Consider the following 15,775-nt stretch of genomic DNA (forward strand, 5'->3'; position numbering starts at 1 on the left):
TCCATGCGCAAACTCCTCCTGCTGCCCCTGGCCGCGATGCTCGGGCCGGGCCCGGCCGCGCTGGCCGAAGCCCAGCCCTCAGAGCAACAGCCCACCTCCACGGAGGCGCCACGCGCTTCCGCGCCGCTGGGCATGCCCATCCGCTACGCCGCGCTGGGTGCATCCGACACCGTGGGCGTCGGAAGCCGTTCACCCGCGAGTGAGAACTGGACCGCGCGCCTGCGTGCGGCGCTGCCCGGGGACACGGCCTATGACCGCTTTGCCCGCAGCGGCATCACGCTCTCGGAGGCGGTGGACGTCGAGGTGCCCCGCGCCATCGCGTTCAAGCCCACGCTCGTGACGATGTGGCTGTCGGTGAACGACGCCCTGCGTCCCTCGCCCCTGCCCAGCTACCAGAAGTCCCTCCAGGCCACGCTCGAGCGGCTGATGAAAGAGACGGAGGCCCGGGTGGTGCTGCTCAACGTCCCGGACCTGGCGACCCTGGCCGGCTCGCGTGCCACGCCGGAGATGCGCGTGAGGCTGCGCGAGCAGGTCAAGGCGTGGAACGCGGCCATCAGCGCCACGGCCCACGCCTTTGGCCCCCGCGTCCTGGTGGTGGACCTGCTGCCCGCCTCCCGAGCGCTGGCCGGACACGCCGAGTGGCTCTCCTCCGACGGCTTCCACCCGAGCCCCGCCGGCTATCAGCAACTGGCTGACGTGACACTCGAGGCGATGCGCGGCGCGGGTTGGCTGCCCCCCGCGCCGCGCTGAAAGCCGACAGGGGCGGGAGGGGGCCCATGAGCTTTAAGCTCACGGCATGCCGCGTGCCCTCCTCGCCACAGCGTGGGTCTTCTCTGTCAGCGCCTCCGCCGCCGAGCCCGCCTCCAACACCCCGGTCATCCATCCCGACATCGCGTCGCGGTACGAACGCTTCGTCAAGGAAGCCGGAGCGTTGCCCTCGGACGCTCCCCTTGAGCACCCATGGGTCATGCTGAAGGGGAAGGACGGCACTGTCGTGGTGTCGAAGCTCACGCGGATTCCCGACGACATGGCGAACCGCCGGGGCGTTCGCTACCAGCGCCACGGCGGTGAGGCGCCCGTGGACCTCTTCACCTACGTCATCTTCCCAATGGAAGACGAGGAGGGGGCGTTCCACGACCCCGAGCTGCCCGTGCCGTTCAACGCGTCCCAACGCCTGTTCCGACGCTTCCTCCTTGAGCGTGAAGGCTACACGGCCATCCCGGAGGGGAAACGCGACGGGACGGGCTCCTGGCGCGTGACGGCCACGGGGAGGGGGCTCATCCTCCGCCTGCCCGGTGTCCCCGAACGGCGGCTCCTGGACGGCCCGGATGCCCCGGACGCAAGCGACTGCGCGAAGAAGCACGGCACCCGCATCGTCCGCTCCGTGGCCTTCAAGAACACGACCTTCGCCGAGGTCGAACACCCGCTCCTGGTGGGCGACTGGGAAGGCGGCTCGCATTGCATGTTGAGACGGACGCTCCTGGAGGTCAGACGCCAGGGAGTGACCCCGAGGATTCTCTGCGACGGCGAGGCCTGCGAGCAGACGTCATGAGGACCGTCACCCAGAGGGCAGAAGACACCCCGCTCAAGTGAAGTCAGTCGAGAGCAAGAGGGCGCAGGCGCTCTGTTCGATCAACGGGTACAAGCTCGTGACGATCAACGACGCGGCGGAGGATGCCTTCCTTGCTTCGCACGTGCAGAGCCTCGAAGTGTCGGGCAACTATGGCTATTGGTGGATGGGCCTGAACGATCTGGCCATCGAAGGGTCCTTCATCTGGGATGGTCCCGCTTCGTCGTACACGAACTGGAAGCCCGGGCAGCCGGACGACTTCTGGGGAGAGGACTGTGGCGCGGCCCGGTACGGGTATCCGGAAGGTGGCGGCCCGTTCGGCGTGCAATGGGAGGATTACTACTGCCCCATGACCTTGCCGTTCATCTGCGAGCGCGATCCGGCGCCGACGGGCAACCGGGGAAGCTTCAGCTACAGCGCGACGAACACAGGCAGCGCCACGAGCGGGACGACCAACCAGTCCCCCTCGTAGTGGGCAGCGGAGCGCAGGTTGAGCGCCACCACTTCCTTCCGCGCGGTGCGCTGCTGGATCCAGGCGGTATCGGCATACACGTCCTCAGGCGGCGGGGGCGGCGGCACCAGGGGCACGGAAATGGCGACCACCCACGGTGGCGAGGCCTTGACTGTGGCCCCGGGAGCGGTCGCGCAAGCAGTCGCTGCAAGAAGGCTGGAAGAACGAGCGTCCTGCGAGTTCTTGAAAGCGTCACGAACGCATGATGCCCGAGGCGCGAGGGACATAGCAGCGGGCGGGTTCTCCATGTGCGAGGGCCGCGATGTTCACCTGGCGCCGGCAGGAGTTCCGCGTCAGGCTGGATGCCGGCCCACACGAGCCCGGACGCGCACGACCATGCCTCGAATCACTGCTTCCCAGGTGAATGCCCCATGAGTGGCCCTCTCTCCGCGATACGGGGGTACCGCTACCAGACACGGGTCACGGTCTGGATGGCGCTGGACCTCATGCTGCGACGAAAGCTTTGTGACCGGATCATTATCGAGCCGGAGGACAAGGAAGACATCGAAGCCGTTCTTGCGTCCCCTGAGAACAATGAGCGTGCCCGGATCAGTTCCGTCAGCTCCCTGGAGGGAGTCAGCCTGCATGTCCAGGTCAAATCGCGGGGGAGGCCTTGGTCGACCCCTGATTTCGTGAGCCTCATGGTAGGAAGGGGAGCGCAAAGGCAGAAGGATGGGAGGATCCGTCGTCCACCGCTTGATCTCCTTAAGGACCCTGGAGTGCGCTTCCTGCTTGTGACGACGTCACAGGCTGCGGGCAACCACCTGGATACGTTCCGTGTGGATGAACTCGGCGCTGTTCCCCGGGAGCCATCACTTCCTGATGAGCTTGCCAAGGCTGCTCGGGAGCTGGGGTTGAACTTGACCGCGCTGGCCCAGCGGATCTGCCTGTTGGACCAGTTGCCAGATGAGTTGGTCGTGAACCGCTGCGGCGAATTCCTGCGCCGTTATGGCCACGTGCCGTCCACAAAGGTCGATGCGTGCCTCGACCGGTTGGCGCTACGCGTTTGGGAGCGGTTGAAGGGCGAGGCTCCCGCCGAATGGACCCGGAAGGAGCTCGAAGATGTGATTACCGACCCGGAGATTGGCGGGCGGTTGCATGCACCACCTCAACTCGCGTGGTTCGTTCCTCCCGACTCCTTTTCGAAAATGGCGGGACAGCTGGACCAACGCCATACGGCGTTTCTCCTGGGGGATTCGGGGCTTGGAAAAACTCTGTGCGCCGACCAACTCATCGATGATCTACGTCAACAGGAATCTCCGTTTGAGTTCCGGAAGGACCCATCCTGGTCCGAGGTAGATCGTCTTCTCGCGGTTCCGGGCAGGCATTTGTTTTACTTCGAGGATCCGTGGGGCAGGTATGGACCCCTCTCGGACAGGGAGGGCTGGGCAAGCGACCTTGCCTCCCGGTTGCACTTCGCGAACCCCGACAAGAAGTTCCTCTGGACCTCCACTTGGGCGTTTTACCGGCGACTGACCTCTCCATCTGAGCAGCAGAAACTGGAGGCCCACGCAGTAGTTCTCCAGCCGGAGCACTACTCACCGGAAGTCAGGTGGCAACTAGCGCTCAAGCGAATGAAGAGTCCTTCTTCATGGCGCTGGGAGTGGTTGAAGCAGAACTACGACGACTTCCTCTTGCGTTTCGAAAATCCGATGGTGCTCGTTGAGTTCATCGATCGCCTTGAAGACGAAGAAACGCCAAGCCCTGGTTTGTTCTCGGCCCTGGCCAGAAAGGTGGAAGTGGAGACGATCGGTGACCGTCTAGCAAAGGAAGTCGTCTCCCAGGGAGAACCCACGGTCTTAGGAGCATTGGTCCTCTGGACCCTTCTCTCCGAGGGCGGAGCGGTGAGCCGGAAGTCCGTTCAGGACTACTCAAGGCTCGTCGGTCGTGCTGCGCCCAACCGGGCCGCCAACAGTCTTGTCTTGCTGGAATGGCTGAAGGCGCGGAGGTCGTTGACCGAACTCGCGAAGGACACGTATCGAGCGCATCCGCGAATCCAAGAGGGGCTGGAGATGGCATGGCGCGACACGCGCCATGCCGACGCGGTGGTTGACGTCAAGATTTCCTTGGCCGAGCAGTTGATTGTAGAGGGCCAACTCAAGGCGGCGGTTCATGTTCTCAAGATCCATGAGGATGCGTGCTCAGGCATCACCGGTGGGCGGATGGATGCCGTCAATTTGTGGTTGGAGCAGCAGGTCCTGAGTGCACCCTCTGTGGTGCCTTTCGACCAGTCACTCCGTGACTTCGCCAAGGTTTCGACCGCAGAGGGTCCTCTCAACCTCTTGGCCAAGGCGCTCTTCACCTTCATCAGGAAGCGCTTAGGGGTGCTCCAATGGACGGCCCCACGCTGGAATGAACAACAGCGGAAATCGGTCTCGCAATCGGACTCCGCACGTTACGTCATGCAGCGTTATATCGCATGGCTCCTGGGATCTGGGCACAGCGGTCGGATCGGATATAGCGAGTTCTCAAGCTTCGTCGAGTCGCTGGGATGGAAACTGCCAGAGGTGTTCCTTGAAGGGCTGGAGCGAGCCCTGTCCATCCCGAGCCATACTGCGGATGCGCTAGCCTGGGGAGCACTCCAAAGTGGGGCACCGGTGAGTGCAGTGCTCCAGCGCTGCTTGACCGCATGGCAGTCCCGGGAAGAGAAGTGGTCCATTCGGGCGCCTGGTGAGGAGTGGGGGGAGTACATCCTCCAACCCCGGTCCGCGGACTTTCTTCGCGATGAAGTCAGTGATGACTACTCAAGCGTGTATTCTGCCTTCGAGACGGTGGTCCGTTGGGTGAGGCGCTATTCGGACTGGACGCTTCTCGCCAGCCATCCATTGAAGGAGCGGCTCCGGCCAGGATGGCTCAAGATTATTGAAGAGGCCCCCACAGTTGTTTCCGCCCAGGAGTTGAAGGCACTGCTTGATGGGGCTCCAACCCGTTACGAGCGGGACGTGGCTTGGCGTGCGGTCGTGCGGTCCAACAGCGTGGAGCTGCTGGAGGAAGCCTTTAAGAACCTTGCGACAGTGCCCGCCCAGGACCTGCCGCCCCTGGTCTCAATGGCCCGCAACTTTTGGAAGCACGACCTCGCGAGCAAGCGCATCCTGGCCGTGGTTCCGACGCTTCCCGTGGAACGGCGACTCGAGGTGCTAGCGGCCAGCTGGGGGGCGGGCTTGGCTGAAGTGCTCCTGCCCTCATGGAATGAGCAGTTCGGGGTTGGACGGGCGGCCCTTGATGCGCTGGAAGCCGTGCGGCGCCGCGATGACGAAAGTCTGCGGGCTGCCGAGGTCTTCCTCCAGAACGGCGACCTCTCGCGCTTGGAAGCAGCGGCGCTGTCCAGCGACTCCAGACTCGCGGGCCATGCCCTGGTTGTCCTGGCGCGAGCCGGCAGGTTCCTGGCCCACCCTGCGGAAGTCCTGCTCCTGACCGATGACCGCGCGAGCCGGGTGTTGGGGGTATACGCCTGTGCCGTTTCGAAGCAGCCGGAGGCCCGCCCTCTCCTGCGTCACGCACTGAAGGATGCTCACTATCTTTGCCGCCGGGCCGCTGTCTTCGGACTGGCTGAAGGGGCGACGGATGCGGATTGGACGGATATCACCGCGCTGGCGTCGGATAGGAGCGCATTGGTCCGTGCCGCTGTGGCGGAGGCCATCGGCAACAATCGCTGGGCTGGTGGCCTCAGTGTTCTGCTCAATCTCCTAGATGATACCTGGGACGCGGAGGACTACGCCGACCCGGAAAGTGGGCGGCACCTCGTGGTTGCCAATGCGGCGGCGCAGGCGCTGACACAGCTCGAATTCAACGCCGCGCTGGAAGCGGCATTGGCGGCATATCTGAAGGCCAATCGGCCGAATGCCTCGGGATGGGACGTGGGGGACAAGCTGCTCACCTTCCTGATGGAGCATGACAGCGAGCATGTCATCGTGTTCATTCGCGAGTTCTTGCCGCGCCCTGCCGAACCACTGTACAGCCCAAGGGGACAAAGGCATCAATGGGCCGTGGCGGCCGCTCGCGATTTGATGTTGCGCTACCCGCATCGGCGGGAGCAGGTCGACGTGGCCCTGCTGGTGGACTGCATCCTCAGTGGTGAGAGGGCCATCACCACGTCAGCCCTCCGCGCGTTGGGGACAATGGCAGCGGAGAATCTAGAAGCGGTGAGGGGCGTTCTCTCGGCGACCAGTCTGGGGCAGAAGGAAGTCTTGGTCCTGCTCGTTCAGGCTCGAATTCTCGGTGTCACCATTCCCGAGGAATTGGAGCCGGACTGGGTTCAGTACCATCCATGGGGGCTCCTACGTGAATGGCATCGAGAAGGGGCGGACGTCCGGACGGTCGTGGCCGCAGTCCCAGCGGTTCGTGCTTGGCTTGAAGGCTTGGGGACCGCCGAACACCTGGGCTGGGTGCTGGCCAACTTGGTTCACGAACTCTTCGAAGGCGCTCTGGACTCGCTGACCGGCTACAGCGCTGCTCCGCAGGGTCAGTTGCCCGCCGCGCTGAGCATGGGCCGACTGTTGAAGCATCCCGAGTGGTCATGAGCGGGCTCTTCGTGAGAGAGGAGTACCTGGCGCGGCCCCTCCCAAGCGCCCTGGGGCTGCCCTCTGGGCCTGCGAAGCGAGTTCCAGCGCAGGGGCCATCCCAAAGCGCAGGGGGTTGAGCCAAAGCAAGGGCTGCAGCTGCCAGCACCGCTGCAGCCCTCATCCGATGCCGTGTCCTGACAGGGAAGGGGCTTGGGCTGAGCAGGCATGTGTCTGCTGGAGATGAATTGGTTCCGCGCCGGCCCGGTGTGCGGCTCATGGGTTCCCCGTCAGCTCCCCGACTTGCCCATACAGGGGGCACGATGCGACGTGACGCTCCTGGCCTGGTGGTGCTGCCCTCGCGGCTCGCGGGAGTGGAAGGGGTCCGCGTCACGGGTGACACGCGGCTGTGGTCCGGTGTCTCCACGCGCTACGGCGTCACGGTGGTCTACGCGGGCTCCTTCGACTTCTGGTACCGCGGGCGGGCATGGACGCAGGCCGAGGGAGTGCTGAAGCTGAAGGAGCCGGGCGAGGTGCACCGCGACCTGCGCGTGCATGCGCCGGTGACCGCCCAGTCGATGACCCTGGAGGCTCCGGTGGTGGAAGACGCCGCGCGCGAGCTCGGGCTGCGCTCACCGCCCCACCTGCCCGCGCTCTCCGGCGGTAGCGGGCTCGCCGAGGCGCTGGCCCTGCACGCGGCGCTGAGGGAGCCGGCCAGTGACGCGCTCTCGCTGCAATGCCTGCTCGCCGGGATGCTCGCGGCGCTGCTGGGGACGAACGTCAGCGCGTCAGCGGAGGCGGTGCCCCGGGCTCGCCGCGCGGCGCTGCGTGCTCGCGACCTGCTGCATGCCTCCGTCGTGGAAGGCGTCAGCCTGGAGGCGCTCGCGGTGGCCTCCGGCCTGGGTCGATTCCACCTGCTGCGCACCTTCCGTCAGGAGCTGGGCCTGACGCCCCATGCCTACCTCACGCACCTGCGTGTCTCGCGGGCTCGCGAGCTGCTCGCCCGGGGCGTCCCCGCCGCACGCGCGGCCCTGGAGGTGGGGCTCTATGACCAGAGCCAGCTGCACCGGCACTTCGTGCGCATCGTCGGCACGAGCCCGGGGGCCTACGCTCGCGCCGTGCGCGGCACGTCAACTTCGCCCAAGAAGGGCGCGCAGCGCGTGCCCCATCCTCGCCGCTGAGCCCGCCGCCGGGTCGGTCCCGCCGCCGGAGCCTTCGCGAGGTCCCGCACCATGCTCCTCTCCCTGTCCCTCCTGGCCACGCTGCTCGGCGCCGCGCCGAACCCGCCGCCCCAGGAGTTCCGCGTCACCTGGCTCGGCCACGCCGGCTTCGAGGTCGTCTCGCCCGGAGGCACGCGCCTGCTCATCGACCCCTGGCTGAAGGAGAACCCGCGCGCGCCCGAGGCCTGGAAGGACCTCGCGCGCCTCGCACGGACCCCGCCCGCGGCCATCCTGCTCACGCACTCGCACGGGGACCACGCGCAGGACGTGCACACCCTGGCGCGCCTGAGCGGGGCTCCGGTGGTCGGAACGGGGGAGACGCTGCGCTGGCTCAAGGTGCCGGAGGCCCAGCAGCACACGGTGAACGTCGGCGGCTCCACGCGCATCGGGGACGTCACGGTCCACGCGGTGCCGGCCATGCACTCGTGCGAGCCCGACGGGCGGCCCCTGGGCTACGTTTTGGTGCTTCCCGGTGGGCGCTCGCTCTACCACACGGGCGACACCTGGCTGTTCGGCGACATGGCGCTGGTGCAGGAGCTGCTGCACCCGGACATCGTCCTCCTCAACGTGGGCGGCGGGCGCTACGGCATGGACCCCAGGACCGCGGCGCTCGCGGTGCGCAAGTACTTCCGCCCCTCCATCATCGTGCCCATGCACTTCGGCACCTTCGAGACGTTGGCCACCGAGGCCCAGGCGCGCGAGGCGCTCGGAAGCGACTCGCGCGTGCGCTGGCTCACCCCGGGGACCGCCGCGTCACTTTGAGCGGGCCCTGTTCTCCTGGACGGCGACGAGACACCGGCGCTTCGCCCTCTACCAGGTCTTCGCCGCGGCGAGCACCTCGTTGAAGTCCATGCCGTTGACCCGCATCACCGCGAGCCAGTTGATGGGCCCCACGACGTCGAAGACGAGGCCCTTGCCGCCAGTGGCTTCGACGATGCCGGCCCCCGCTGTGTTCCCCGTGCCGACGCCGTAGACGATGCCCGAGCCCTCGAGCTCCACGCTCGCGAGACCCATGCCGAAGTTGTTGTCTCCCACGGACGCCGCCACGTGGTACCGGCCATCGGGAACCTGGAGCCGGAACCTGGCTCCGGTCTGCGTCGTCAGCACGAAGCTGGCGAGGCGCGCATCCTGCGTGCCCTTGCGGTCGCCTCGAGTCTGGAGACCGGCCGCGTCCTGCCAGCCCCAACCGCGGGTCGCGTTGAAGGCGGAGTCGTCGGCCACCGCCCAGCCCGTCACCATCGGCGGTCCAGGAGGCTGGAAGTTCAGCGCGATCAGCTCCTGGGTCGCTCGCGGGATGACCTCGAGGGTCGCCTGGGCATCCACCGTCCCGACCTTCGCGTGGAGCGTCGTCGTTCCCTCCGACACTCCCCTGACCGTGCCGTCGGCCACCGTGGCGATCGACGCGCCGTCGGAGCTCCAGGTGGCCTCGCAGGTGACGTCGCGGGTGAAGCGGTCGGCGCCGCGGTGGTAGGAGCCGACGGCCGTGAGGCCCGCCGTCCCGCCGCGAGCCACCGTGAGCGTCGACGCTGGCTGAATCGTCAACGCGTCGAGCACGACGTCGCCCGTCATCGGCACCACTTCGATGACCCGGGCGCCCACCAGCCCGCGCCGGGTGAGGGGGTCGGTGTAGCTGGCCTGCAGCCGGGCCCGGCCCGGGTTGATGGCCCGGAAGGTGCCGTCCTCCTCCAGGGTCGCCACCTCCGGGTCGAGCGAGCTGAACGTGATTCCCGAGGTGGGGACGACCGAGGTTCCGTCCTGGAACACCGCCGTCACCCCCAGCTTGCCGGTCGAGTTCACCTCGACCTTCGCGTCAGGCGCCGTCACGTCGATGCGCCGCAACAGGCGCGCAGGTCGCTTATCGAGCCGGTAGACGAAGACATGGGTGTCGACGGTATTGACCACCACGAAGACATTCAGGCTCGGCACGTAGCGGAACCGTCCGAACGTCCCGTTCAGGTTGGCCGGTCCGGGCACCACCGTGCCCAGCGCCGCACGCTTCGTCCAGACGCGGGTGTCGAGGTTCAGCGTGTAGATGTCCCCGCCCCCGTTCCATGCCACGAGCTGGTCGGTCACCGGGTCGTAGTCGACGCCGGGATTTCCCACCGCTTCAATCTCCCGCGCGCCCGTGGTCGCCAGCCGCGTGCGCTTCGGAACGAACTTCCCCAGCGCGTCGATGGTCCAGGTGTCGGTGGAGCCCTGACCGACCTCGACGTACAGCTTGCGCCGGGGATCGACGACCGCGTTCTTGTAATAGCCGAGTTGATCCGCCTCGCCGCGGATGGTCCACCTGCCGGTGGCGGGATCCCAGACCGACACCGCCTCCGCGCCGGAGTGGTACCAGAGGACGCGGGTGTTGGGGTCGTAGGCGGAGTTGGCGCCGGTGCGCGTCCCGAGCTGTGGCAGCTCGGGGTGATTCTCCCAGCGCCGGGTGTCGAGGTTGAGCGCTGTCTGAGGCCAGCCATCCCAACCGATCGCGAGGAACCGGTCGAAGGGCGGAGGCAGGTATTCGAGCCCATCATAGGTGTGGATGGCGCAATTGACGCCCAGCGCCCGGTCGGGACACTCCGCTCCGGGGCTCACCGGATCCGGGTCGGTCAGGCGGACCCACGCGCCCGTCCGCAGATCGAAGCCGTAGATCTCGTTGCCGTAGTAACCGTTGTGCCCGCCGCCGGTGATGTAGAGCCGGTCGCGTTGGGTGTCGAGGGCACCACTCGACCAGTCGTTCATGATTCCGCTGATGCCCTCGCCCCAGCCGAGCCACGGATGCATCGCGGGGGAGAGGGCCGCGGCCCGCAGGTTCGAGTTCGGGAACTCGTACCAGTGCCCCGGCGCCAGCTCGGAGAGCGCATCGGGGGGTGGGTTCGGAATCGTCACCGTCACCGGATTGGACGCAAGACTCTCTCCCCCTTCGTCGGTGAGCGCCGTGACGGTGTACGTGTACGTCTCGCCCGGGACGACCGGGCGGTGGGCGAAGGCCGGCCGCTCGACCTGTCCGACCTGCCCCGCCCCCAGCAACACGCGGTAGCGCTTGACCGAGGCGGTCGTCGACGGCGCCCACGTCAGGGAGACTTCGAAGGGGGAGACGCTCGCCGCGACGAGCTGCGTGGGCGCGGCGGGCAGCGCGGGCCTCGGAGCGCAGGCGCTGGAACCGGCGTCGGCACCTGCATCGGCACCGGCGTCGGTTCCCGCATCCGCTTCCGCGACAACTCCGCCGTCATTGGACGAAGTGGAGCCGCCGGAACAGCCGGCTGAGCCCAGAATCAACACACCGAGGACAAGGCTTCGAACGAGCGAGGGAGGGGGCATCTGTGTCCAGTCCTGTTGGGGGGCACCGCGGTACTGACTCAGCTCCTCACGACGCCGTCGAAGACGCCGTAGCCGCCCGGGATGAAGAAGTCCTTTCCGGGCACGAGCCCATAGGCGCGGAGCACCGTCGCCGCGACGTCCTGCGAGGTCGGCGTCCGCGTCGCGATGTCCCCGGACTCCTCGACGAGCCTCACCGGAATGCCCATGGGCGAGCCGTCCATCCGCTCGTCGTAGCCGCCGATCATCTGGTTCCCCTGGATGCCGCCTCCCACCAGGAGGGCACACGTCGCGGGGTGGTGGTCGCTGCCCACCTTGGGGAACGTCCGCCCGAAGTCGCTGTAGACGTACACGAGCGTCTCATCCAGCAGCGAACGCGACGGGTCCGAGCGGCTCGGCGTCAGGCTCATCTCCAGGCACATGCGCCCCACCATCTCCAGGGCGATGCGCAGGTACTGGGCATGCACGATCTGGCCGTTGACGAAGTGGGAGTCGAAGGTGAAGCCCTCGATGCTCGTTGCCCGCAGGTTGACGGTCGACACCAGGTCGGACTTCAGCAACTGGAGCGCGAACGCATAGTCCCCCATCGACGGCATCGTGCCGCAGGCATCCGCATAGCCGGTGCAGGCCATCCAGTCCTCGGGATACGCGGGGTCGGCCTTGAGCTTCTCCCAGGCGGGCGTCTTCTCCAGCACCGACAGCATGTCCCGGCGAATCGTGCGGCTGGCGCCCTTGTACGTGTCGTAGAGCTGCTCCAGGTACCCGTCCGTTCCGGCGCTGGAGGTGCCTCGCTCGCGGCGCACCGCCTTGAGCAGGGCCGAGTCCACCGCCGTCGCGGGCACCGCGCCGGACATGGGCGTGCCATCGAAGGCGAGGTCCGGCTCGTCCTTGCGCGCGCGCAGGCCGTGCCACGTGCCGTCTCGCCGGTCGGAGAGCGTGGGCTCCACGCTCGCGCTGGAGGAGAGCAGCGTCGGGTTCGCCAGCGCGGGCAGCCCGAGCGCCATCGGCAGCGGCCCACCCAGGGCGACGTTGGGCAGGGGCCGGTCCGGGAAGCGTGACGCCATCGCGTTGGCCACGACGGCCTGCACCGACGGAGCCCGGAAGGTGGAGCCGGCGACACCGGACATGCTCGCGATGAGGCCGCTCGCGTGCGCCGCCGTCCCCTGGTCCGCGCCCACCAGCAGCACCGCCTTCTCGTAGAGCTTGTAGGCCGGGTTGGCCCACACGTACCCCTCCGGGCGGTAGACCTGGGCGTTGCCGACGACGGGGTTGTTCCCGTTCCTGTCCGCGGGATTGGACCAGTTCCAGTAGACGGGCACGCGCAGCTTGCGCACGGGCCCGGGGGACATCAGGTCCACTGGAGAGCGGTCCAGGTGCTCCACCTGCTCGGGGTTGTACCCGTAGGCGTAGTTGCCTCCCTGCGCGGGAGGGATGAACTTCTGGATGCCCGCGCGGGTCATCGGCGCGAAGAAGGACTCCCAATGGAGTCCGCCCACCAGCCAGATGGCCAGCATCTTCGTGGGCCGGCCCGACGCCGACTGCGCCATCGCCGACGGCAGGCCATACCGCGCCATCAGCCCGACGTGCGCGGCCCCGAAGGCCGCTTGAAAGAGATTGCGACGAGAGAGCTTCATGGCGGGCCTCAGTAGAAAATCCAGTGCGGGTGGCGGATGAAGTACGAGCAGACGCCCACGTAGGCGGGCTCGGTGTCAGTCGGCGTCGCGAGCGGCACGAAGACGTCCGTGTACAGCTCGTCCACCTGCGCGTCGGTGAAGCGCTCTCCCAGGAAGTGGAGCGACCAGCGCTTCAGCGTGGCCTTGACGTCGGCCGGGTCCGCCGTGCGCGCCGCGCCGTTCGGGAACAGCGCCGTGTTGTCCTGCCGGGCCAGGGCCCTGCGGCACCAGCGCTGGGAGACCTGCGTCAGCGTCAGGGCCAGCGTGGGCGAAGGGGTCCGGTCCGCGGAGACCTGGTTCATCACCGAGCCTCCCCCCAGCCCATGGAATCGCTCGCCGCTGATGTACTGCCGGGGAGCGGGGATGGCGTCCGGCGACTGGAGCGGGAGGTATTCCTCGCCCCGGGACTCCGCCATGTCGAAGCCGAACTCCTTCGCATTGACGAAGAAGTCGTCGTACCCCAGCCCGAGCTGCTGGTAGAGCGCGCGCTGCATCTGGTCCGCGCTCATGCGGGTGATGCGCGGGGCGTCGCGGTCCGGCCGGGCATCGCGCTGCTGCGTGCCGAGCCCTTGAATCCAGGCTCGCACCGCCTCCACGGAGAGCTTCGCGGTGCCCTCCGAGACGAGCTGCGCGTAGGACTTCTGGCCGATGGGCATCTGCTTGAAGCCGCCGGTTCCCCGGCCCTCCAGCAGCCGCAGCAGCTCGCTTCCGTCGGGGTCGCCGGCCTTCACCAGCCGCGTATCCGCGACGAGCAGGCCCTGGAAGGCCTCCACCGAGGCGAAGTAGCCGCGCGCGCCCTGCGCATGACAGCCCTCGCAGTGCGGTTTGAGGCCCTCCATGACGCGCAGGGTCTCCGAGGTCGCCGGCGTGCCGCACGCCGACTGCGTCTGGGAGCGGGGGGTGGACGGCGTCACCTCCGAACTACAGGCGGCCATCCAGGGGAGTACGAGGAGCCATGCGTAGCGGTTCATGTCAGCGCCCCCTCTGGAAGAGGTCCGACTGCGTGAGTGACTTGACGTACGGGCGGGCCTTGCGGCCTCCGGAGATGAAGCGCGCCACCTGGTCCTCCAGGTAGCCCGCCTCCTTCGCAGGGTCGATGTCCCGCCCCATCACCTGCGCGTGCAGGTGACGCACGACACACCGGTCGAACGAGCCCGAGGCGACGATGAGCTTGGCGAAACCCAGCGGCCCCACCGTCCCGTCACTCGTCTGGCCCAGCAGGGTGTGCTCCGCCGGGAGGAAGTCGATGAAGACGGCCTCCGGATTCGCGTCGGCCTGGGCCTGCGTGACGGGTGTCAGCAGCGTGTCCGGCATGTACCAGCGGTTCCAGTGGCTGAACGGATCCGAGTGATAGGGGTACTCGCCGGTGCGCCACCGCGCGGGCCAGTGCCACACCTTGCCCACACCCGGCATCGGGTAGGTCGCGCCATGGCCCTCGAAGCCGTGCCCCACCTTCGCGAAGCGCTTGAAGTGGATGGCCGCGGGGTCCAACCGGCGGTGGCAGTGCTGGCAGGTCCCCTCCGTGCCCGGGTCCCGCTTGTACTCGTTGAACTCCTGCCCCTGCGGCGGGGAGAGCTCCTCGCAGGCCAGCATCTCCAGCGCCCGCGCGCCGCGCACGCGCTCGCGGGGGTAGGCGCCGAGGAAGCCGAGGCTGGTGAGCATGCCCGCGGCGGGGATGCCCTTCATGGCCGTGGACTGCGTGCGCGGGTCGTACCGGTAGTCCCGCTCCTCCAGGAAGAAGGGGTTGCGGGCCGGCACGGAGTACTCGCGCCAGGCTGTCGGGTCGCCCTGGCGGTGGTCGGGGTCGACCGGTGCGCTGGCGAAGCGCGACGGTCTCCACCAGGAGTCGTCCTCGAGCAGGTACGTCAACTCGCCGGCGAGGCCCTGCATGACGTAGGCGGCCTGCAGGCGCGTGGGGCCCACGGAGTAGTTGCCGAGGATGAGGTCCGTCATCGGCCGGTCGTGCCAACCGAGGTGCGCGAACAGCCGGGCGGGTTCCTCGGCGACGAGCCGCCGCTGCCCTTGTGGACTGTGAAGCCCGTAGTCCTCCCAGCCCGGATAGCTCCCCGTGTCGGCGTGGCAGCGCGCGGCGGCGGGCCCGCAGCCACAGTTCGCGACGGGGCCCGCGGTGGCGCAGTTCACCGTCACCGGGAAGCCGCTCGCGTCGTAGGTCTGCCCCGTGGGGGACACGCTCGCCGCGAAGCCCACCAGCCTCGTCGTAGCGCCCGGGGCCCACCACGCCTCGAGGGAGCGCTCCTCCGCGGGCGTGCCATCCGGCTTCAGGCCGAGACAGGCATCCTTGTCGTCGCGGAAGTACTTCCACGCTCCCGCCTTCGGCGTGCCCTCGGGGCACCGGACGATGGAGCGCTGCTGCTGCAGGCCATACTCCGGCGGATCCGCCGTCGGCCCCACGGGCGGGATGTTGAACCAGTCGCGCGCCGTCTCGAACAGCGTCCGGTAGAAGGTGGGCTCCTGGAGCGTCCGGTCCACGAAGGCGGAGACGTAGGCGCGCTGCGCCGCCTCGCTCCCGGCGGCCTCCAGCGCGGCGTACTCCTCATCCGTCGGAGGCTCGCCTCTGAGCGCCAGCGCGCTGCGCCGCAGCAGGCGGCTGGGGACGAGCACGTCGGCCGGCACGCCCGCGTCGGAGCCATCCGCGGGCGGGGGCTCGACGCAGCCGGCATCCTCGCCATTCGGAGTGGGTCCGGCGGGCCCGATATTGCCGGAGCAGCCCAGCCAGAAAAGGAACGGGAGGAGCCACAGCAGCGCGCACGCGTCTCGCGCGGTGGCCAGCCCTGGGGGAGGGAGCTTTCGATGGGGCATCCGCGGCCCTTTGGCAAGCCATATGCCATGGGGATTTCACGCGAGCGCTCTGAGTGGGCAGGGGCGGTTTCCAAGCTCCTGCGCCGTGGCGGAACGGGGGAGTGTCCACCACAGCTTGAGGTCCGCGCGCTACACCCGACGCACGTCCTGGCGTCGAGCTCAATCTCAACGCGCGTCCG

10 protein-coding genes are annotated in these 15,775 nt (G+C 67.9%); 6 read left to right on the top strand and 4 right to left on the bottom strand.

The annotated features are described in order from the left end of the window. Positions 1–3: 3 nt before the first annotated feature. The 6 genes from NR792_RS05320 to NR792_RS05345 all read left to right on the top strand — a co-directional run bounded on the left by NR792_RS05320 (position 4) and on the right by NR792_RS05345 (position 8,562). Complete coding sequence (locus tag NR792_RS05320; protein ID WP_375758976.1) at positions 4–750, top strand: SGNH/GDSL hydrolase family protein; 747 nt, start codon at positions 4–6, stop codon at positions 748–750. Positions 751–796: 46 nt separating this feature from the next. Then, positions 797–1,552 carry a hypothetical protein gene (locus NR792_RS05325; protein ID WP_375758977.1) on the top strand — a complete coding sequence of 252 codons (756 nt, stop codon included), beginning with the start codon at positions 797–799 and terminating at the stop codon, positions 1,550–1,552. A gap of 37 nt (positions 1,553–1,589) precedes the next feature. Next, a complete protein-coding gene (locus NR792_RS05330; protein ID WP_375758978.1) occupies positions 1,590–2,042 on the top strand; it encodes a C-type lectin domain-containing protein in 453 nt (150 codons plus the stop codon). Positions 2,043–2,512: 470 nt separating this feature from the next. After that, positions 2,513–6,601, top strand: a complete 4,089-nt coding sequence (locus NR792_RS05335; protein ID WP_375758979.1) for a hypothetical protein — start codon at positions 2,513–2,515, stop codon at positions 6,599–6,601. 302 nt (positions 6,602–6,903) lie between these two features. Continuing rightward, positions 6,904–7,761, top strand: coding sequence for a helix-turn-helix domain-containing protein (locus NR792_RS05340; RefSeq protein ID WP_375758980.1), 858 nt, complete (start codon positions 6,904–6,906; stop codon positions 7,759–7,761). Between the two features lie 51 nt (positions 7,762–7,812). Beyond that, on the top strand, positions 7,813–8,562 hold the full coding sequence (locus NR792_RS05345; protein ID WP_375758981.1) for a metal-dependent hydrolase: 750 nt from the start codon (positions 7,813–7,815) through the stop codon (positions 8,560–8,562). 48 nt (positions 8,563–8,610) lie between these two features. Here NR792_RS05345 and NR792_RS05350 read toward each other — a convergent pair whose 3' ends face one another. From NR792_RS05350 to NR792_RS05365, 4 genes are read right to left on the bottom strand one after another with little or no spacing between them, the layout of a single operon-like run. Then, positions 8,611–11,106, bottom strand: coding sequence for an Ig-like domain-containing protein (locus tag NR792_RS05350; RefSeq protein WP_375758982.1), 2,496 nt, complete (start codon positions 11,104–11,106; stop codon positions 8,611–8,613). A gap of 38 nt (positions 11,107–11,144) precedes the next feature. Further along, positions 11,145–12,737, bottom strand: coding sequence for a DUF1501 domain-containing protein (locus tag NR792_RS05355; protein ID WP_375758983.1), 1,593 nt, complete (start codon positions 12,735–12,737; stop codon positions 11,145–11,147). Between the two features lie 8 nt (positions 12,738–12,745). Beyond that, positions 12,746–13,747: a hypothetical protein gene (locus NR792_RS05360; protein ID WP_375758984.1), complete on the bottom strand. Its 1,002-nt coding sequence runs from the start codon at positions 13,745–13,747 to the stop codon at positions 12,746–12,748. A gap of 1 nt (position 13,748) precedes the next feature. Then, positions 13,749–15,596 (bottom strand): hypothetical protein, encoded by a 1,848-nt coding sequence (locus NR792_RS05365; protein WP_375758985.1) that lies wholly within the window; start codon positions 15,594–15,596, stop codon positions 13,749–13,751. Positions 15,597–15,775: the final 179 nt, after the last annotated feature.

The organism is Corallococcus exercitus (assembly GCF_042231735.1).
GTDB classification, from domain to species: Bacteria; Myxococcota; Myxococcia; order Myxococcales; family Myxococcaceae; genus Corallococcus; species Corallococcus exercitus_B.